Source organism: Catenuloplanes sp. NPDC051500 (assembly GCF_044454585.1).
In the GTDB taxonomy this organism is placed as follows: Bacteria; Actinomycetota; Actinomycetes; order Mycobacteriales; family Micromonosporaceae; genus Catenuloplanes.
Genome location: NZ_JBITDX010000001.1, coordinates 633,430 through 650,476 on the forward strand (window position 1 = coordinate 633,430; position 17,047 = coordinate 650,476).

The 17,047-nt window shown below is 70.8% G+C and carries 21 protein-coding genes and 1 other RNA gene; 14 read left to right on the plus strand and 8 right to left on the minus strand.

Annotated features, from left to right (window positions below):
* The first annotated feature begins 26 nt into the window (after nt 1–26).
* From ACIA8K_RS02630 to ACIA8K_RS02640, 3 genes are all read left to right on the plus strand, one after another.
* Nucleotides 27–1,772, plus strand: a complete 1,746-nt coding sequence (locus ACIA8K_RS02630) for an NAD+ synthase (protein ID WP_396054145.1) — start codon at nt 27–29, stop codon at nt 1,770–1,772.
* Nucleotides 1,773–1,922: 150 nt separating this feature from the next.
* The gene (panB, locus tag ACIA8K_RS02635) at nt 1,923–2,762 is read left to right on the plus strand and encodes a 3-methyl-2-oxobutanoate hydroxymethyltransferase (RefSeq protein WP_396054147.1); all 840 of its coding nucleotides are present in this window, start codon (nt 1,923–1,925) and stop codon (nt 2,760–2,762) included.
* 128 nt (nt 2,763–2,890) lie between these two features.
* Entirely contained in the window at nt 2,891–3,094 is a 204-nt protein-coding gene (locus ACIA8K_RS02640; protein ID WP_396054149.1) for a hypothetical protein, read from the plus strand.
* 67 nt (nt 3,095–3,161) lie between these two features.
* Here the strand turns inward: ACIA8K_RS02640 and ACIA8K_RS02645 are convergent, their stop codons facing one another.
* On the minus strand, nt 3,162–3,611 hold the full coding sequence (locus tag ACIA8K_RS02645; RefSeq protein WP_396054151.1) for a hypothetical protein: 450 nt from the start codon (nt 3,609–3,611) through the stop codon (nt 3,162–3,164).
* Here ACIA8K_RS02645 and ACIA8K_RS02650 point away from each other — a divergent pair.
* Entirely contained in the window at nt 3,574–4,509 is a 936-nt protein-coding gene (locus ACIA8K_RS02650) for a hypothetical protein (RefSeq protein ID WP_396054153.1), read from the plus strand. The two genes, ACIA8K_RS02645 and ACIA8K_RS02650, sit on opposite strands and share 38 nt — an antisense overlap.
* 840 nt (nt 4,510–5,349) lie before the next feature.
* Here ACIA8K_RS02650 and ACIA8K_RS02655 read toward each other — a convergent pair.
* Complete coding sequence (locus ACIA8K_RS02655; protein ID WP_396054155.1) at nt 5,350–5,544, minus strand: hypothetical protein; 195 nt, start codon at nt 5,542–5,544, stop codon at nt 5,350–5,352.
* Nucleotides 5,545–5,835: 291 nt separating this feature from the next.
* On the opposite strand from ACIA8K_RS02655, the gene ACIA8K_RS02660 reads away from it, so the two are divergent.
* On the plus strand, nt 5,836–6,102 hold the full coding sequence (locus ACIA8K_RS02660) for a DUF3040 domain-containing protein (RefSeq protein WP_396054156.1): 267 nt from the start codon (nt 5,836–5,838) through the stop codon (nt 6,100–6,102).
* Between the two features lie 78 nt (nt 6,103–6,180).
* Here ACIA8K_RS02660 and ACIA8K_RS02665 read toward each other — a convergent pair whose 3' ends face one another.
* Complete coding sequence (locus ACIA8K_RS02665) at nt 6,181–7,014, minus strand: alpha/beta fold hydrolase (protein ID WP_396054158.1); 834 nt, start codon at nt 7,012–7,014, stop codon at nt 6,181–6,183.
* Nucleotides 7,015–7,136: 122 nt separating this feature from the next.
* Here ACIA8K_RS02665 and ACIA8K_RS02670 point away from each other — a divergent pair, with 122 nt between their 5' ends.
* The 5 genes from ACIA8K_RS02670 to ACIA8K_RS02690 all read left to right on the plus strand — a co-directional run bounded on the left by ACIA8K_RS02670 (nt 7,137) and on the right by ACIA8K_RS02690 (nt 10,407).
* Nucleotides 7,137–7,715 carry a TetR/AcrR family transcriptional regulator gene (locus ACIA8K_RS02670; RefSeq protein ID WP_396054160.1) on the plus strand — a complete coding sequence of 193 codons (579 nt, stop codon included), beginning with the start codon at nt 7,137–7,139 and terminating at the stop codon, nt 7,713–7,715.
* Entirely contained in the window at nt 7,712–8,485 is a 774-nt protein-coding gene (locus ACIA8K_RS02675) for a YqjF family protein (RefSeq protein ID WP_396054162.1), read from the plus strand. Before ACIA8K_RS02670 ends, ACIA8K_RS02675 begins: the two co-directional genes overlap by 4 nt.
* A 10-nt stretch (nt 8,486–8,495) precedes the next feature.
* The gene (locus tag ACIA8K_RS02680) at nt 8,496–9,254 is read left to right on the plus strand and encodes a class I SAM-dependent methyltransferase (protein WP_396054164.1); all 759 of its coding nucleotides are present in this window, start codon (nt 8,496–8,498) and stop codon (nt 9,252–9,254) included.
* A gap of 44 nt (nt 9,255–9,298) precedes the next feature.
* Nucleotides 9,299–10,099 carry an inositol monophosphatase family protein gene (locus ACIA8K_RS02685; protein WP_396054166.1) on the plus strand — a complete coding sequence of 267 codons (801 nt, stop codon included), beginning with the start codon at nt 9,299–9,301 and terminating at the stop codon, nt 10,097–10,099.
* A 95-nt stretch (nt 10,100–10,194) separates the two neighbouring features.
* Nucleotides 10,195–10,407: a hypothetical protein gene (locus ACIA8K_RS02690; protein ID WP_396054168.1), complete on the plus strand. Its 213-nt coding sequence runs from the start codon at nt 10,195–10,197 to the stop codon at nt 10,405–10,407.
* A gap of 12 nt (nt 10,408–10,419) precedes the next feature.
* Here the strand turns inward: ACIA8K_RS02690 and ACIA8K_RS02695 are convergent, their stop codons facing one another.
* The 3 genes from ACIA8K_RS02695 to ACIA8K_RS02705 form a co-directional block, all read right to left on the minus strand.
* Nucleotides 10,420–10,644 (minus strand): helix-turn-helix domain-containing protein, encoded by a 225-nt coding sequence (locus tag ACIA8K_RS02695; protein WP_396054170.1) that lies wholly within the window; start codon nt 10,642–10,644, stop codon nt 10,420–10,422.
* A gap of 2 nt (nt 10,645–10,646) precedes the next feature.
* Nucleotides 10,647–11,228, minus strand: coding sequence for a DUF2975 domain-containing protein (locus ACIA8K_RS02700; RefSeq protein WP_396054172.1), 582 nt, complete (start codon nt 11,226–11,228; stop codon nt 10,647–10,649).
* Between the two features lie 1,191 nt (nt 11,229–12,419).
* Complete coding sequence (locus tag ACIA8K_RS02705) at nt 12,420–13,385, minus strand: hypothetical protein (protein WP_396054174.1); 966 nt, start codon at nt 13,383–13,385, stop codon at nt 12,420–12,422.
* Between the two features lie 170 nt (nt 13,386–13,555).
* On the opposite strand from ACIA8K_RS02705, the gene ACIA8K_RS02710 reads away from it, so the two are divergent.
* The gene (locus ACIA8K_RS02710; RefSeq protein WP_396054176.1) at nt 13,556–14,020 is read left to right on the plus strand and encodes a MarR family winged helix-turn-helix transcriptional regulator; all 465 of its coding nucleotides are present in this window, start codon (nt 13,556–13,558) and stop codon (nt 14,018–14,020) included.
* A gap of 38 nt (nt 14,021–14,058) precedes the next feature.
* An RNA gene (gene rnpB, locus ACIA8K_RS02715) (RNase P RNA component class A) lies at nt 14,059–14,456 on the plus strand.
* Nucleotides 14,457–14,498: 42 nt separating this feature from the next.
* Here rnpB and ACIA8K_RS02720 read toward each other — a convergent pair.
* Nucleotides 14,499–14,813, minus strand: a complete 315-nt coding sequence (locus ACIA8K_RS02720; protein ID WP_396054178.1) for a hypothetical protein — start codon at nt 14,811–14,813, stop codon at nt 14,499–14,501.
* Nucleotides 14,810–15,346 carry a hypothetical protein gene (locus ACIA8K_RS02725; RefSeq protein WP_396054180.1) on the minus strand — a complete coding sequence of 179 codons (537 nt, stop codon included), beginning with the start codon at nt 15,344–15,346 and terminating at the stop codon, nt 14,810–14,812. Before ACIA8K_RS02725 ends, ACIA8K_RS02720 begins: the two co-directional genes overlap by 4 nt.
* 82 nt (nt 15,347–15,428) lie before the next feature.
* On the opposite strand from ACIA8K_RS02725, the gene ACIA8K_RS02730 reads away from it, so the two are divergent.
* Both ACIA8K_RS02730 and ACIA8K_RS02735 read left to right on the plus strand, forming a co-directional pair.
* The gene (locus ACIA8K_RS02730; RefSeq protein WP_396054182.1) at nt 15,429–16,286 is read left to right on the plus strand and encodes a virginiamycin B lyase; all 858 of its coding nucleotides are present in this window, start codon (nt 15,429–15,431) and stop codon (nt 16,284–16,286) included.
* 63 nt (nt 16,287–16,349) lie between these two features.
* Entirely contained in the window at nt 16,350–17,033 is a 684-nt protein-coding gene (locus tag ACIA8K_RS02735) for a RibD family protein (protein ID WP_396054184.1), read from the plus strand.
* Nucleotides 17,034–17,047 lie beyond the last annotated feature (14 nt).

Below are 17,047 nucleotides of genomic sequence, written 5' to 3' on the forward strand. Positions count from 1 at the left end.
GGGGTCCGGCAGGGAAAGATGAGCGCATGCCCACGTTGCGACTCGCGCTTGCCCAGGTGAACCCGACCGTCGGTGACCTTGCGGGGAACTCCGCACTGGTCCGGCAGTGGACGCGGGCCGCCGCCGGCTCCGGCGCCCACCTGGTCGCGTTCCCGGAGATGATGCTGACCGGCTACCCGGTCGAGGACCTGGTCTACCGCGAGTCGTTCGTGGCCGCGTCCCGCGCTGCGCTCGACGCGCTCGCGGCCGGGCTGGCCGAGGACGGCCTCGGTGACCTGCCGGTGATCGTCGGCTACCTGGACTCGGACGGCCCGGCCCGGATCCGCGCGGACGCCACGCCCGGCCGCGGCCCGCGCAACGCGTCCGCGGTGCTTCACGGCGGACGCGTTGTCGCCCGCTACTTCAAGCACCACCTGCCGAACTACGGCGTCTTCGACGAGGACCGCTACTTCGTCTCCGGCGACGACCTCACAGTGGTACGGATCGGCGGCGTCGACGTGGCGCTGACCATCTGCGAGGACATCTGGCAGGCGGGCGGGCCGTTCGCCGCCGCGCGCGCGGCCGGCGTCGGGCTGGTCGTCAACATCAACGGCTCGCCGTACGAGCTGGACAAGGACGACGTGCGCCTCCCGCTGGTGCAGCGCCGGGCCGCGGAGGCGGGCGCCACTGTCGCCTACGTGAACATGGTCGGCGGGCAGGACGAGCTGGTCTTCGACGGCGACTCGATGATCGTCGCCGCGGACGGGACGCTGCTGGCCCGCGCGCCGCAGTTCACCGAGACCATGCTGGTCCACGATCTCTCCGTACCCTCGGGGGCCGTTGATCCTGAGCCTTTCCAGGGCGACATGGGCCTGGTCCGGGTGCACGTCACCGACGCGCTCGCGCCGCTTGACCCGGCCGGGCTGGAGGGCGGCATCGTCGAGCGGTCCGGCCCGGAGGAGGAGATCTGGCGCGCGCTGGTGCTCGGCCTGCGCGACTACGTGCAGAAGAACGGGTTCCCGTCAGTGGTGCTCGGGCTCTCCGGCGGCATCGACTCGGCAGTGGTGGCCACGATCGCCGTCGACGCACTCGGCGGGCAGCGCGTGGTCGGCGTCTCGATGCCAAGCGAGTACAGCTCGGAGCACTCCCGGGACGACGCGGCCGACCTGGCCAAGCGGCAGGGCCTCGACTACCGCGTGCAGGCGATCGCGCCGATGGTCGACTCGTTCCTGGCGAACCTCACGCTCTCCGGCCTCGCGGTGGAGAACCTGCAGGCACGGGTACGCGGCGTCACGCTGATGGCGCTCTCCAACCAGGAGGGCCACCTGGTGCTGACCACAGGCAACAAGAGCGAGCTGGCGGTCGGCTACTCCACGCTCTACGGCGACTCGGTCGGCGGCTTCAACCCGATCAAGGACGTGCCGAAGACAGTCGTCTGGCGGCTGGCCCGGTGGCGCAACGAGGAGGCGCTGCGACGCGGCGAGACGCCCCCGGTCCCGGAGAACTCGATCGTCAAGCCGCCGAGCGCGGAGCTGCGCCCGGGCCAGCTGGACTCCGACTCGCTTCCTGACTACGAGGTGCTCGACGCGATCCTGGCCGGGTACGTGGACGGCGACTCCGGCCGGGACGACCTGATCGCGGCCGGGCACGACCCCGCGGTGGTGGACCGGACGCTGCGGCTTGTGGACCTGGCGGAATACAAGCGCCGCCAGTCCGCACCGGGCACCAAGATCTCGATCAAGGCGTTCGGCAGGGATCGGCGACTGCCGATCACCAACAGATTCCGTTCGTGATCGGCCGATTTTTGCCGGTCGCTAACTCCCGCGAGTTCGTAACCTGTGTGAAATCTTCCACTACCTCTCCGGACCCCGTGCTTCCAGTGGGACGATTCGGCTGGAAGCCCGGGGACCGCGAGCGCGGCCTCGAGGTGAGAGGAGACATTGATGTCCCAGGAAGAAGTCCCCACGCTGTACGGCATCGCCGCGAACCGCCGCATCCGCACGCGTGACCTGATCGCCGCCAAGCAGCGGGGCGAGCGCTGGCCGATGCTTACCTCGTACGACCAGTACACCGCGTCGATCTTCGACAAATCAGGCATCCCGGTGCTGCTGGTCGGCGACTCCGCGGCGAACAACGTCTTCGGCTACGAGACGACGGTCCCCGTCACCGTCGACGACCTGCTGCCGCTGGTCCGGGCCGTGGTCCGCGCCACCCGCAGCGCGCTCGTCGTCGCTGACCTGCCGTTCGGCTCGTACGAGGAGGGGCCGACCCAGGCGCTCCGTACCGCCGTCCGGTTCATGAAGGAGGGCGGCGCGCACGCGGTCAAGCTGGAGGGCGGCCGCCGCGTCGCCGCGCAGATAGCGGCGATCACCGGCGCCGGCATCCCGGTCATGGCGCACATCGGCTTCACCCCGCAGAGTGAGCACGCGATCGGCGGATATCTGGTCCAGGGTCGCGGCGACGCGGCCGACGCGGTGCTGGCCGACGCGCACGCGGTCGCGGACGCCGGCGCGTTCTCGGTGGTGCTGGAGATGGTCCCGGGCGAGGTCGCCAAGCGCGTTACGCACGAGCTCGACATTCCCAGCGTCGGCATCGGCGCGGGCCCGGACACTGACGCGCAGGTGCTGGTCTGGCAGGACATGGCCGGCATGCGCACCGGGAAGGCGCCGCGCTTCGTGAAGCGCTACGCGGACCTCGCGGGCGAGCTGACCCGCGCGACGCAGGCGTTCGCGGACGAGGTGCGCGGCGGCGAGTTCCCGGCGGGCGAGCACACGTTCAGCTGACTCACAGTGAGGGGGTCGCGTGACCCCCTCACTGCGGAACGAGGCTTGATTCGGGCAATGCCGTACTAGGCTGAATAAATCGGCCCGCGCTTGCCCGGGCCGGCCCCGAACCCGAGAGGAGGCTGCCGATGCAACGCACCGACGAGACACCACAGACGGACGCGCACGCTGCCGGCGCCAGGACAAACCACTCCCCCGGTACGGCCGGCAGACCACCCACCCCGGCGGTGCTCGGAGCCCGCCTCGCCCGCATCCACTCGCAGGCGGAGACGGCTCCGGCCTCCGGCGATGATGTCGAAGCCGATGAAGAGGTGTCACCGGCGCTCCACTAGGCCGGCTTACATATGACGATGGCGCGGACCTCTTCGGGTCCGCGCCATCTGTTGTTTCGTGGTGCCGTCACACCTTCGCGCGGGATCTGGCCGAGGTGGCTGCCGGTTTGGCCTGTTTGGCCGTCTTGGTGGCGGTCACGGCCGGAACAGTTGTTTTCGCAGGTGACCTGACCGGCGAAGCGGCCGCGGGCATCCTGGCGGCGGTCTTGTTCGCAGGCGCCGTGCCCGCGGTGGCGGTCTTGCGTGCGGCCGACGGCCGAGTGTCCGACGGACGGGTGTCCGCCGGCCGTTGCGCGGTGGCGGTGGCCCGCTTGGCCGTCAGCGTGTCGGACGTCTTCTTCGCCACCGTCTTTGCCTGCTTGGCGAGGCCGGACGCCTGACGCACCGCCACATCGGTCCTGGTCGCGGCGTCGGAGGCGTTCCGGGCGACAGTTCTGGCCTTCGTCGCGACGTCACCGGCCCCGGCCGGCGTGGAACGCGTGGCGGCGGCCTTCCGCGCCGGTTTGGAGTTCGGCACGACGGCCGACGCGATGCTTCCGCCCGACGTCTTCGTCATTGTCGAACGTCCGCCGGTAGTCCTGCTCTTCGCCGCGTTTCCGGTGGCGCCCACGCTCTTGGCAGCGGCTCCGGTGGCGCTCGCGCCCTTGGCCGCGTTTCCGGCAGCGCTCGCGGTCTTCGCCCTGGTCCCGGCGGCACTGGCGGGCTTCGCCGCACTTCCGGCGGTGCTCGCGGTCTTCGCCGCGGCCCCGGCGGTGCTCCCGGCCTTCGCCATGAGCCCAGTGGTGCTGGCGGTCTTTGCCGTGCCTCCGGCGGCGCCCGCGGTCTTCGCCATGAGCCCAGTGGTGCTCGCGGTCTTCGCCGTGCCTCCGGCGGCGCCCGCGGTCTTCGCCATGAGCCCAGTGGTACTCGCGGTCTTCGCCGTGCCTCCGGCGGCGCTCGCAGTCTTCGCTCTGGATGATCGAGGTGTCGCCTCATCCGGTGCGACCGTCTGGAACGACGCGCTCTTGGCCGCGGACGACCGGCTACCGGCCGCCCCGGTGACCGTCTGGAACGACGCGCTCTTCGCCGCGGACGACCGGCTACCGGCAGTACCCACCGTGGAACGCCCGGCGGTGGCCTTGGCCTCGCCGCCTGTCGACGCGGTCTTGCGCGGCGTCGGCCTGGTGGCGGCACCGTTCTTCGACGCGGCCGACACCGTCTTGGCGGCGCCGTTGCGTGATGCGGCGGCGCTGATCCGGGTGGGCGGGCTGGTCAGTGCGGCATCGACCTTGCCGGCCCTGGCCTTGGCGGCCGCCGACGTCAGCTTGGTCGCGGCGGTCCGGGCCTCGGTAGCCGCCGCCTTGGCGGTGTTCGCCGCCGCCCGGCCCGCACGGCGCGTAGCGGCCCCCATGTCGACTCCGGCGTCCGCCGCGTAGGCAGCCCCGGTGTACAACGATCCCGAATCACCATTTTTGGCGATATTTCGCCCCGTGCCGGAAGAAGCGTTTCGTGCCTTGGCACCGCGCTGCACCTCGGCGCCCGGCACCGAGGCACGGCCGGTCGCCGTCCCGTTCCGCGCGGCGGACACCGCAGCACCACCCGCCGCAGACGACCCAGACGCTGTCGGCCCCGACGCAGACGATCTAGACGCAGACGACCTAGACCCCGACGACCCGGATGCGGACGACCCAGACGCAGACGACCCAGACCCGGACGACCCAGAGGCAGACGATCGCCGCTTGGAGGTCTTCGGTACCACTGCCACCCGCTCGGCCCGGCCCACCGCGGGCGCCGTCGGCATCCCCACCTCGACACCGCCGGACTCGGGCTCCGCGGAGACCGTCACCGGCGGCATCGCGGCCAGCCCGGTCGCCGGTGCGGTCCTGGAGTCCGCCGCCATCGCCGCGGATGACTCGCCCGGCTCCATCGGCGCGATCGGCGTGCGGCGCCGCCCCGAGGTCCCGGTGGCCGGCATCGACGCGGCGGCCGCGCCCAACCCCGCGGAGATCGCGTCGCCCTGCGGAGGGAGTGCTTTCCGCGTACCCCCGGAGGCTTTTGATCGTGTGGTTCGTGCGGCGTTGCCGGTCGCCGGAGAGGAGTCCCCCGGGCGGGCCGAGCGTGAAGACGTGGTGGCCGAGGTCTTGGCAGACTTTCTCGCTGCGGCCATGGTCGGTCCTCCCTGGGACTTTTGTGCAGGCGCCACCGCGCCCGGTGCTGTCTGCGCCGGTGCGGTCAGATTCGCTTGTGCTGCGGCACGATCCGGATGCCGCTCCGGCCTAACGCTCCCCCGTCCAGCGTTTGTCCTCGGCCTCCCACGACTCGTTGCGCTCCTGGACCTTCTCCAGGGCATGCGAGGCGTCTTCCGCGGAGGCGAAGGGGCCGATTCGGTGTTTCGCGGGGCACAGGTTCGCGTCCGTTTCGACGCGATTGTGCTGTATACACCAATAGAAGCGGCCGACACTGTCGCTCATGACATCACTGTGCACCGCAAAGCGGCCAAGCGCTACCGATATCGCGCAAATAGCCGGATCTCTTCCACAGTAAGCCGTCCGGGGCGGAGTCCCGGCAAGGCACGGCGAAGCCACCCCATCGGATGACAGAGTTGACAAGTGGCGGGGCGGCGGCCGTTCCGCAGGATGTGCACCCCCATGGCCAACTCGGCATGATCTGCGACACAGTGGGGTATCACGCTCAACCATTTCGTCCCGGGGAGAGTCGAGATGGTCGGGATGGCGCAACGCACCAGGGGAAAGGCGGCCAGCATGCTCAGTCAGGAGGACAACCGCCGGCTCAACGAGATCGAGGAACACCTGGCCCTCACCGATCCGGCGTTCGTCGCCCGGATGCGGGCCTCGAAGGGCAGGCGGCCGGGCATCGGCGCGCTGATCGGCATCGCGGTGATGTGGGCCGCCGTACCGATCATCGGGGTCGCCGGCGGGCTGGTACCGGCCCTGATCGCGGGCGTCGCGTTCGTGGCCGGCACCGTGCTGGTGCTGCGGCGCCCGTTCCGCCGGGCCCGCACGGCGTAGAAGACCAGAAGACAGCCGAGGGGGTACGGGCAGAACGGCCCGTACCCCCTCGTCGTGTTCGTGGTCAGGCGTTCCTGGTCAGGCGGCCAGGAAGGCCAGCAGCGCCTCGTTGACCTCGTCGCCGTGCGTCCAGAGCAGACCGTGCGGCGCGCCCTCGATCTCCACGTAGGTCGCCTGCGGCAGCCGCTTGCGGAACTCACGCGCGGTGGCGTCGATCGGCAGGATCCGGTCGGCGGTGCCGTGCAGGATCAGCGCCGGCACGTCGACCTTGGAGATGTCGTCGCGGAAGTCGGTGATCCAGGTCGGGACCGCGGCGCTCGACGCGAACCAGGACGAGCCGGCCGCCACGTTCCAGCTGTTGCGCAGCGCCTCCTCGGAGAGCCGGGTGCCGAGGTTCTCGTCCGTGTTGTAGAAGTTCGTGTAGAAGTCGGTGAAGTACTTGTACCTATCCGCCTTCACGGCCGCGCTGATCCCGTCGAAGACCTCCTGCGGCACGCCCGTGGGGTTGTCGTCCGTCTGGAGCAGGAACGGCTCCAGCGAGGCGAGGAACGCGGCCTTGGCGATCCGGGCGGAGCCGTAGCGGCCCAGGTAGCGGCCGACCTCGCCGGTGCCCATCGAGAAGCCGACGAGCACCACGTCGTTCAGGTCGAGCGTCTCCAGCACGGTGTTGAGGTCCGAGGCGAACGTGTCGTAGTCGTACCCGGTGGTGGGCTGGCTGGACTGCCCGAAGCCGCGCCGGTCGTACGTGATGACCCGGTACCCGGCCGCGAGGAGCACCGCCGACTGCTTCTCCCAGGAGTGGCCGTCGAGCGGGTAGCCGTGGATGAGCACGACCGGCTGGCCCGTTCCGTGGTCCTCGTAGTAGAGGTCGACGTTTGTGCTGTTCTCGGTACCGACGGTGATGTACGACATCGCTGCCTCCGGTGCGCTCGGTGGAGAACGTGCGTTCTCCGGTCATCACGTACTCTAGAGAACGTGCGTTCTCCGCCGCCACAGCGAAAGCGGTGAGAGACGTCACGGACCATGGAGGGAAGATGACAAGCCCGACCGACGACGCGATCCGCACCCGGGTGCTGGACGCCGCCGACCGCCTCTACAACGCCCGCGGCATCCAGGCCGTCGGGATGGACGCGCTGCGCGCCGAGGCCGGCGTGCCGCTCAAACGCCTCTACCAGCTGTTCCCGGCAAAGGAGGCGATCGTCGAGCAGGTGCTGCACCGCCGCCACGACCTGTGGAACTCGCTCGTCGAGGCAGCGGTCGCCACCACGCCGGCGCCGCGCGACAGGCTGCTGGCGATCTACGACATGCTGGCCCGCTGGTTCGACGAGGACGACTTCCGCGGCTGCGTCTTCATCAACACGTTCGGCGAGCTGGGCACGGTCTCACCCCGGCTGGCGACGATCATCCGCGAGCACAAGGCGGAGTTCCAGGCGCGGCTGGCCGGGCTCTGCGCGGAGGCGGGCGCGCCGGCCGGGCTGGCACCGCAGCTTGCCATCCTGGCCGAGGGCGCGCAGACCACCGCGGCGATCGCGGGCTCCAATGAGGCGGCCGGTCACGCGCGGGCCGCCGCCGAGATTCTGATCGACAGTGCCCTGGGAGGGACGCGCCCATGACGATCGAGGCGGTAACGCCGACCAGCCCTCGCCCGATACGCCACTCGATCATGGCGCAGCGCTGGCACGACCTGTCGTTCCTGCACTGGCCGGCGGATCCGGCGACGGTGCAGCGGTTCCTGCCGCCGGGCAGCCGGCCGGACCTGTTCGAGGGCGTCGCCTACGTCGGGCTGATCGGCTTCCGGATGGTCGGCGTCGGGCCGCTGCCCGGGCTCGGGATCCCGTACCTGGGCACCTTCCCGGAGACGAACGTGCGGCTCTACTCGGTGGACGGCGAGGGGCGGCGCGCGGTGGTGTTCCGGTCGCTCGACGCGTCCCGGCTGCTGCCGGTGCTCGTCGCGCAGGCCGTGTTCCGGCTCCCCTACAAATGGTCGCGGATGTCGCTGCGCCGGGACGGGGACGTGTTCACCTACACCAACCACCGCCGCTGGTTCGGCAGCCGGGCGCGCAGCCGGATGGTGGTGCGGGCCGGTGCGCCGATCACGGAGCCGACGCCACTCGAGCACTTCCTGAGCGCGCGGTGGGGCCTGCACGTGGACGCGTTCGGCCGCTCGCTGCACCTGCCGAACGTGCATCCGCAGTGGCCGCTGCACCGCGCCGAGCTGCTTGAGTTCGACGACGAGCTGGTGGCGGCCGCGGGCTTTCCGGCGCCGTCGTCGCCGCCGGTGAGCGTGCTGTACTCGCCTGGCGTCCCGGTCCGCTTCGGCTTGCCGAGCACTGTGCGCCGCGGGCAGCCGAAGCGTATCGACAGGACTGCGCTCGGTAACTAGTCTGAGCGGTATGACTCCTTACACGTTCAACGGGCCCGCCTGGCAGGAGAGTTGGGACCGTCAGCAGGAGGCCTATCTTCCGGACCGCGAGGAGCGCTTCACCGCGATGCTTGACGCGGTCGAGGCGGTCACCGAGTGGCCGGCGCCGCGCATCCTTGACCTGGCCGGCGGCACCGGCTCCATCTCGCTTCGCGCCCAGCGCCGCTTCCCCCAGGCGAACACCACGCTTCTCGACCTGGACCCGGTGACGCTCACCATCGCGCGCGCCACGCTCGACGAACGCTCCACAGTGGTCTCCGCGGACCTGCTCAGCCCGGAGTGGGTGACCACGCTGCCGCACCGCGACTACGACGCCGTGCTTGTCGCGACCGCGCTGCACTGGCTGGCACCGGAGCGGCTGGCCGCGCTCTACGCGGAGATCCGTACCGTGCTGCGGCCCGGCGGCGTACTTGTGAACGCGGACTCGATGGTCGACGACGGCCTCCCCGACCTGTCGAAGCGCCTGGCCGACCGCGCGACCGCCCGCCGCGAGGCCCGCTACGCCGCCGGCGCCGTGCTCTCCTGGTCGGCCTGGTGGGACCACGCCCGAACCGATCCCACGCTCGCGCCGCTCGTCGCCGAACGGGACCGGCTCTTCGCCGCGAACCACAACCAGGACTGGCTGCCCCCGGCCTCCTGGCATGTGCAGACGTTGCGCGACGCCGGCTTCACCGAGGCCGGCCTGATCTGGCGCGGCGCGCAGGACGCCGCGGTCGCGGCAGTGCGATAAGCACGATCCGCCGAGGGTACGGGTATGAGTCCTAAGATCACCTCATGCCCGTCATCGACGATCTGCTGCCCGCCGCCCACGAAGCCGTCGACCTGGCCCGCGACCTGATGCGCACCATGCTCCCCGGCGTGCTGACCGCCAAGGGCGACCGTGACATGGCGTCCGAGGTGGACCTCGCGATCGAGCAGAAGGTGCGCGCGTTCCTGGCCGCACGTACGCCGCACGTCGGCTTCCTCGGCGAGGAGGAGGGCGCACGCGGCGCGGAGGACGGCCTGATCTGGTCGCTCGACCCGGTGGACGGCACCGTCAACTTCGTGCACGGCTCGCCGCTCTGCGCGGTGTCGCTCGGCCTGATCGAGGACGGCCACTCGGTCCTCGGCGTGATCGACACCCCGTTCCTGAACTCGCGCTTCTGGGCCTCGCCCGGCGGCGGCGCGTTCTGCGACGACGTGCCGATCCGGGCCAGCTCCGTCGCGGACCTGCCGGAGGCGCTGGTCGCGATCGGTGACTTCGCGGTCGGCGAGGACGCGGACGCGAAGAACCGGGAGCGGTTCACAATCCTGGAGACGCTCGTGCCGCGCGTGCAACGGATCCGGATGCTCGGCACCGCCGCCACCGACCTGGCCTGGCTCGCGGCGGGCCGGCTTGACGCGCTTGTCATGCTGTCGAACAAGCCGTGGGACACCTCCGCGGGCACAGCGATCGCGCGGACGGCCGGCGCGCGGATCTTCGACCGGGACGGGTCGGAGCACATGGTGGCCTCGGAGGCGACGATCGCGTGCGCACCGGCGCTTGCGGAGAAGCTGCTGCCGCTGCTGACCCCGGGCGGGACGCCACAGCCGTAGAGTCGAAACGCGGACGACGGCTTGGACTTCTGGCTGTTCACGTCGCCGATTGGGACAACGACAAGACCGGGTTCGACGTCGACTCCAGAACCTCCGTGCTGACCCGCAACCTGGCCGTGGCGAACGCGACGCCTGTGGCGCTGGGCTCGTCGACCGGCTCCGACAACTCGTGGAACCTCAGCTCGGTGCCCGCCCTGGCCAGCACGGACGCCTCCGTAATCACCGGTCCGCGCACCGCGACCGGCGCCATCGCATCGTCGGCCTTCCTGCGCCCGGCTAACAACGCCGATCTGGGCGCGCGGATCTAACGGGACCAGCCCTCACTTCTCCCTGACCGTGAACAGCTCGCCAGGCTGGCAATCGAGCGCGTCGCAGAGCGCGGTAAGCGTGCTGAACCGCACGGCCCGGGCCCGGCCGTTCTTCAGGATCGACAGGTTCGCAAGCGTGATGCCGACCCGGTCGGCCAGCTCGGTGAGCGTCATGCCGCGCGCCGCAAGCAACGCGTCGATGTGCACGTCGACCCGGTGTTCCTCCTCCGGCGGCACGCTCAGACCACCTCGTCCAGCTCGGCCCGCAACGCGCCGCCGCGCCGCAGCACCTCCGCGACCGCGAGCAGCCCGAAGCCGAGCAGCAGCCACCAGAAGTTCGAGCCGAACGTGGTCGCCCAGAACTCGTCGTAGACCGCGGTCGACGCGGCCATGCCGATCCCCACCTCCACCAGCTCGGCAAGCAGGCCGAGCACGATCGTGGCCAGGCCCAGCCGCCGCAGCCGCCGGGGCAGTTCCGGCGAGAACGGATCCGTCCGCCGCGCCACCCGCACAATCCGCCAGAGCACCACAATGACCATGAGCCCCAGCAGGTACGCCGGCGCGCCCTGCACCCCGGCGAGCACCCGCTCCACCCAGCCGGGGTCGGCGACCGTCACCTGCATGTCGCCGCCCTCGGCGAGCGTTACCCCGGCCGCCAGCCCGGTCACGCCCGTGGCGCCGCCGGCCTGAACCGTCAGGTCGACGGTGTCCGCGAATATCGCGCTGCCTGTGTGCAGCAGACCGCCGGCCACGCCGAGCACCGCGCCGGTCCCCAGCGCCACCTGCAACTCCCCAAGCCAGTCCCGGTGAGCGTTGATCATCGCTACCTCCCCGTTTATCGAAAAACGATGTATTGATAATCAATAAGGTAGCGACAGTTGTCAAGCACCGATTCACCTCGGGCCATCGCCGGACAGCGCAGCGCCGCCCGCAGCGCGGGCAGCGCGGGCAGCGCAGGCAGCGCGGCAGCGCGGGTAGCACGGCAGCGCGGGTAGCACGGCAGCGCCGGTAGCACGGCAGCGCCGGTAGCACGGCAGCGCGGGCAGCACGGCAGCGCCGGTAGCACGGCAGCGCGGGCAGCACGGCAGCGCGGGCAGCACGGCAGCGCGGGCAGCACGGCAGCGCGGGCAGCACGGCAGCGCGGGCAGCACGGCAGCACGGGCAGCACGGCAGCACGGGCAGCACGGCAGCACGGGCAGCACGGCAGCACGGGCAGCACGGCAGCACGGGCAGCACGGTGATGCCGCGGGACTCGTGGCCTGTGCCCGGCCACGGCGGCACCGGCTCCGACGCTGCGGCAGAAGCGGAGCGCCAGCGGAGGCTTCGGCCGCCGCGAGGTTTGCCCGCGGGAGCGACTCTATTGCCCATGCCGGGACGGCTCGACTATTACCTGATCGGATCCAATGCCGCTCGAAATATCATGATAAATCACCCGCTGCCGGTATGTGGTCGCCGTCATCAGTCAGCAACGGCCGATCGATCAACGGCCAGGTGCGGCACGTGCACGTCATTCGCGACGAATAGCGTGCTCATGCCTCACCTGACACCCCCGCCGCCGCCGAGCAGTGCATAGCAAGACCTCTGGGGCGCTGCGGTCTACGCGGTCGCAAGGGCCGGCACCGAGGCGGCGGGAGCGCCAGCTGGTCACGGCATGGGTGGTCGCAAGGGCCCGCACCGAAGCCGGGAGCCCGCCGAAGGCCAGTCGATCTTGGCCATCGTGTGCCGCCGCGCCAGGGCCACGGCAGCTCGGGCTCTCCGCGCCGAGATTGGCTCGTTGTGCGGGATCTCGCGTCCATCTGACGGGATGCAAGATCCTTGCGGCTCTGGTGGCCCTTATCCGAGCGCGATAAGGGCCACCAGAGCCGCAAGGATCTTGACGTGGGCCTTACTGATCTTTCGCCATCAGGATGAATGCGCCGGGCGGCACCTAATAACGAAATATCGGGCGCGCAGCATTCGAACGCCGACACTTACATACGGGCCGGACCACCGCGAAAGCGGAAATGCCGTTGTCAGTCCTGGTTCGTGGTGACCTTGGCTCGGCCGACCGCAGGCCTGTTGACCGAGGCGCGGCCGGCGGGACGGCCCGCGGACCTGGTGGTCGCACCGGCCGGGCGGCGGTTGAGCGGGGTGCCGCCGGTGGCCGCCGGGATGCGGGCATCGGCGTTGGAGTCGTCCTGCGGAGTCGCGCCGGACTCGGTCGACGCGTTCGCAACGGCAGACGCGCTGGTCTTAGCGTCGGTCGCCGCGGGCTGGGCGGTAGTTGTCTCGGACCCGGCGATGACCGCCTCACCAAGACCGAGACGGAGGCCGAGGTCAGGGCTGAGCTCGCCGGGCGACTCGCGGAACGGGCGGATCTCGCCGGTGAGCAGGCCCGCATCCCGGGCGGCGGCATGCCAGCGGAGGCTCTTCATGCCGGTCGTCGCCGCGGTGGCCGCCTCGACGATGCCGATCGCCAGCGCGGAGAGCGCGACAGTGGCCGCGGGCAGGTGCCCGGCGAGCGCGGCCGCGCCGGCGGCGAGCGCGGCCGGCAGGTACACGGCGGCCCGCGCACCGACCCGGCTGCGCATGCCGCGGCGCATCGCGACCGTCACGTCCGCGAACGCGATGATCGACAGCACGACAGTGACCGCGATCGCGAGCGGCCGGTCCACGCCGACCAGGCCACGCAGGATCGCCATCGACGCGAGCAGCGCGGCCCCGGTCGCGACCCAGCCCGGCAGGCGACGGCGGCGCGCCGCGGCCGGCGGATCGGTGAGCAGATCGGAGACGCGGCAGAACGCGACGCCGAGCAGCCACATGCCGACGAACACCCCGCCCCACATGTGTACGGTGGCCGGCCACAACGCGATCACCAGACCGAGCGTGGCCGACAGCCCGCCGAAACTGATCCCCAGCCACCAGGCGAGGAGTTCGCGGACCTGGCCACCCAGGTAGGCGGCCTCGTGGCGGGCGTGCGTGACCAGTTCATGTGGCATGTTCGGACCAACCTCCGTTGTGGGGTGACGGATACTGCCTTACCCACGAGACCGGGCACACACCCGAGGAAGTCATCGTCTCTTCGGCCGACCCCGCAGACGCCTGGCGAACGCCACCGCACGGCCGCTTTACGATGAACACCGGTTCACCGGGCAGGCAGGATGATGTGATGGACGACAGCGGCGACGACGTTCTCGCCACCATCGAGACCGAGATCGCGCTGCTCATGCGTCTCGGCGAGGCCACCCGGCGGGCCACCCCCGTCGAACCGCACCGCGCGCTGGACCGGGCCGCCTACGTGATCCTCCGCCAGCTCGCCGAGGCCGGCCCCACGAACGTCTCCGCCCTCGCCGCCCGCCTCAACCTCGACGGCTCCACAATCACCCGCCAGGTCTCCGCCATGCAACGCGACAACCTGGTCACCCGCGGCTCCGACCCCGCTGACGGCCGCGGCACCCTGGTCTCCCCCACCCCGCACGGCCTCCACTGCGTGGCCGAGGTCCGCTCCGCCCGCCGCACCCTCTACGGCCACATCCTCGCCGACTGGAACGCCGCCGACCGCGCCACCCTCGCCACCCTCATGCACAGGCTGAACGTGTCACTCTCCGCCTACAAGCCCACCGCGCCCGACTAGGCACCCCGGTGCTTTTGTAAGATGTCCCCTGCGATGAGCGAGTCGGCTGGACGGCCGCGTCGGTCACTCTCCGGAGTCACCGCCGAGGAACGTCCGGACTCCACAGGGCAGGGTGGTTGCTAACGGCAACCCGGGGCAACCCGCGGGACAGTGCCACAGAAAACAAACCGCCGCCACGGTACGTGACGGTAAGGGTGAAACGGTGGGGTAAGAGCCCACCAGCACCCCGGGCGACCGGGGTGGCTCGGTAAACCCCACCCGGAGCAAGGCCAAAAAGGGTCCGCTGAGAGGCGGGCCTGCGTGAGCGTCCGAGGGCTGCCCGCCCGAGCTCACGGGTAGGCCGCTCGAGCCCGCCGGCAACGGCGGGCCTAGATGGATGGCCGTCATCCGGCGCTGGTCGCCGGTACAGAATCCGGCGTATCGGTCGGCTCGCTCATCGCTTCAGGCCCGGCGTGGATCTCAGGCAGATTTTCCGCCGTCAGCCTCCGAAGCCTGGCTCGAAGCGTTCGGACCCTGGGCCGGACTCGGCCCACCAGCGACCGCCACGTATCTCGACGCCGGGCATGTCGTGGACCGCGGCGTCCGGGTCGAGCAGGCCGGCAAGGGATTGCAGCAGGTCTGTGCGCATCTCGGCTGCGGCCTCGTCGAGCGTCTGCGACTCCGTCGGCCAGTCGATGTCCGCCTCGCGGAGACGGGCGACGGCATGGCGGGTGACCGCGTCCGGGTCCGGCACGACGAGCTCGAAGCGGCAGTAGAGCTGCACGACGATCGGCGTACCCTCGTCGCCGCTCATGATCGGGTGGCGGGGGTCAGGGCCGGGCGGCGGATCGCGAGGGGGGCGAGGCCGGTGCCGATCGTGAGGGCGGCGAGCCAGAGCAGGTCGAGGCTGGCGGCGATCATGAGGAAGCCGGCGAGTACGACGAACGGTGACCATCGGGGCAGGCGGCGCGGCTTGGCGAAGGCGAGCATGCCGAGCAGTGTAAGCAGGCCGAACTGGAACGCCAGCGGGCCGATCAGCTGCAACGCATCGGGCATCGGGACGGCGCGGCGGAACGGCTCGGAGAGGTCGCCGACGATGATCCAGCCGAAGCAGCCGGCGCCGAGGACCGCCGCGACGGTGGCGATGCCGGCCGGTACGGGGTGCCGGACGGTGGGCCGGATCAGCGTCGCCAGCAGCGCAAACAGCAGCATGGCAAGCAGGAACGCGGTGTGGCCGGCGTCCCACGCGAGCCCGTTGCCCCGGTCGCCGTCGAAGCCGTCGATCCAGCGGAGGAGGCCGTAGGCGAGGAGCAGCAGCGGTGCGGCGACAGCACAGAGACGCGTCATGGTTCGAAGCCTGCCCTGGAGGCGGGCTTACGGTCATCGGGGTTCTTCCCTGGGCCGACCCGGATCCGTGCATGATGGACGGATGGAGATCACCGTTGGTGGCAGCCCTTACGGCATCACGTGCGATGCGGACGGCAACGCGTGGACCACCCTGATCCACAGCGGCCGGGTCGCGCGCGTGACGCGTACCGGCGAGGTCACGTCGTTTGATCTTGGTGCTCCGGAGAGCGGCCCCGCCGTGATCGTCGCCGCGCCGGGTGGGGGCGCGTGGTTCACCAGGTCGCGCGATCACCAGATCGGCTTCGTCTCCGCGGAGGGGGACGTGTCGGCGTTTCCGCTGGCCGGGCCCGTGGGACCGTTCGGGATCGCGTGCGCGGGCGACGGCGCGGTCTGGTTCACCGAGATGGCCGGGAACGCGGTCGGCCGGCTGGCGCCGGACGGATCGGTCACTGAGTTCCCGCTGCCGGTGCCGGGAGCATTCCCATCGATGATCTGCGAGGGTACGGGTGGTGAGTTCCGGGTCACGCTCAACGCGGCGAACGCGCTTGCCGGTGTGACCGCCGACGGCGAGGCGACTGTGCATCCGCTGCCCACGGCCGCGGCCGGGCCGGTCGGGATCACAAGCGATTCCGAGGGTACGGTCTGGTTCGCCGAGTTCCTGGCCGGCCAGATCGGCAGGCTCTCGGCCGACGGGTTGATCACGGAGTTCCCGTTGCCCGACCGGGCCGCGAAGCCGCACGCGATCGTGGCAGATCCGGCCGGTGGCTGCTTCTTCACCGAGTGGGCGGCGAACAGGGTCGGGCACGTGAGTCCGGACGGCGAGTTCCGGCACTGGGCCCTGCCGACGCCGGGCGCGGAGCCGCACGGCATCGCGCTGGCCGGGGACGGGGCGGTGTGGGTGGCGCTTGAGGCCGGCTCGGTCGTGCGGCTTGAGGTGTGAGTCCCGCCGGGTGAAGGACGGCCGGGTTCCATAATCGCCTGAACCGAACCACGAAGGACCCTCATGCCTCGCCCTCACGTGCTGCTCAGCGTGGCCGTCTCCATCGACGGTCACATCGACGATGCCGGTCCGGACCGGCTGCTCCTCAGTAACAGCGAGGATTTCGACCGGGTCGACCAGGTGCGCGCCGAGTCGGACGCCATCCTGATCGGTGCCGGCACCATGCGCGCCGACAACCCGCGGCTGCTTGTCAACAGCGAGAAGCGCCGGGCGGTCAGGGTGGCCGCGGGAAAGCCCGCGTACCCATTGAAGGTGACGGTCTCGGCCGGGGGCGATCTCGACCGCGATCTCAGGTTCTGGCATCACGGCGGTGACAAGGTCGCCTACACCACTGACGCGTCGCTGGGGAGGCTGCGCGCTCAGCTCGCCGGTCTCGCGGACGTCGTCTCCACCGGGCCGGAGATCGATCTCGGGCGGGTCCTCGATGATCTGGGTGCGCGCGGCGTTGAGCGTCTGATGGTCGAGGGCGGCTCCCGCATCCACACGAGCTTCCTGTCGCAGGGGCTGGCCGACGAGATCCACCTGGCCGTCGCCCCGCTTGTCGTCGGCGATGCGGACGCCCCGCGCTTCCTCAATCCGGCGGACTACCCCGGAGGCGCGGGTAGGCGCATGCGTCTCGCCGAGGTGCGCGCCGTCGGCGATGTGGTCCTCCTCCGCTACCTGCCGAAGGTCGCAAGCGTTCCCTGAGGCTCACCGGCTGA

Bases quoted from the DNA above. Each gene is read 5' to 3' on its own strand.
- ACIA8K_RS02630 (WP_396054145.1), top strand. From the start codon at position 27: ATGCCCACGTTGCGACTCGCGCTTGCCCAGGTGAACCCGACCGTCGGT.
- panB (WP_396054147.1), top strand. From the start codon at position 1,923: ATGTCCCAGGAAGAAGTCCCCACGCTGTACGGCATCGCCGCGAACCGC.
- ACIA8K_RS02640 (WP_396054149.1), top strand. From the start codon at position 2,891: ATGCAACGCACCGACGAGACACCACAGACGGACGCGCACGCTGCCGGC.
- ACIA8K_RS02655 (WP_396054155.1), bottom strand. From the start codon at position 5,544: ATGAGCGACAGTGTCGGCCGCTTCTATTGGTGTATACAGCACAATCGC.
- ACIA8K_RS02660 (WP_396054156.1), top strand. From the start codon at position 5,836: ATGCTCAGTCAGGAGGACAACCGCCGGCTCAACGAGATCGAGGAACAC.
- ACIA8K_RS02665 (WP_396054158.1), bottom strand. From the start codon at position 7,014: ATGTCGTACATCACCGTCGGTACCGAGAACAGCACAAACGTCGACCTC.
- ACIA8K_RS02670 (WP_396054160.1), top strand. From the start codon at position 7,137: ATGACAAGCCCGACCGACGACGCGATCCGCACCCGGGTGCTGGACGCC.
- ACIA8K_RS02675 (WP_396054162.1), top strand. From the start codon at position 7,712: ATGACGATCGAGGCGGTAACGCCGACCAGCCCTCGCCCGATACGCCAC.
- ACIA8K_RS02680 (WP_396054164.1), top strand. From the start codon at position 8,496: ATGACTCCTTACACGTTCAACGGGCCCGCCTGGCAGGAGAGTTGGGAC.
- ACIA8K_RS02685 (WP_396054166.1), top strand. From the start codon at position 9,299: ATGCCCGTCATCGACGATCTGCTGCCCGCCGCCCACGAAGCCGTCGAC.
- ACIA8K_RS02700 (WP_396054172.1), bottom strand. From the start codon at position 11,228: ATGATCAACGCTCACCGGGACTGGCTTGGGGAGTTGCAGGTGGCGCTG.
- ACIA8K_RS02705 (WP_396054174.1), bottom strand. From the start codon at position 13,385: ATGCCACATGAACTGGTCACGCACGCCCGCCACGAGGCCGCCTACCTG.
- ACIA8K_RS02710 (WP_396054176.1), top strand. From the start codon at position 13,556: ATGGACGACAGCGGCGACGACGTTCTCGCCACCATCGAGACCGAGATC.
- ACIA8K_RS02720 (WP_396054178.1), bottom strand. From the start codon at position 14,813: ATGAGCGGCGACGAGGGTACGCCGATCGTCGTGCAGCTCTACTGCCGC.
- ACIA8K_RS02725 (WP_396054180.1), bottom strand. From the start codon at position 15,346: ATGACGCGTCTCTGTGCTGTCGCCGCACCGCTGCTGCTCCTCGCCTAC.
- ACIA8K_RS02730 (WP_396054182.1), top strand. From the start codon at position 15,429: ATGGAGATCACCGTTGGTGGCAGCCCTTACGGCATCACGTGCGATGCG.
- ACIA8K_RS02735 (WP_396054184.1), top strand. From the start codon at position 16,350: ATGCCTCGCCCTCACGTGCTGCTCAGCGTGGCCGTCTCCATCGACGGT.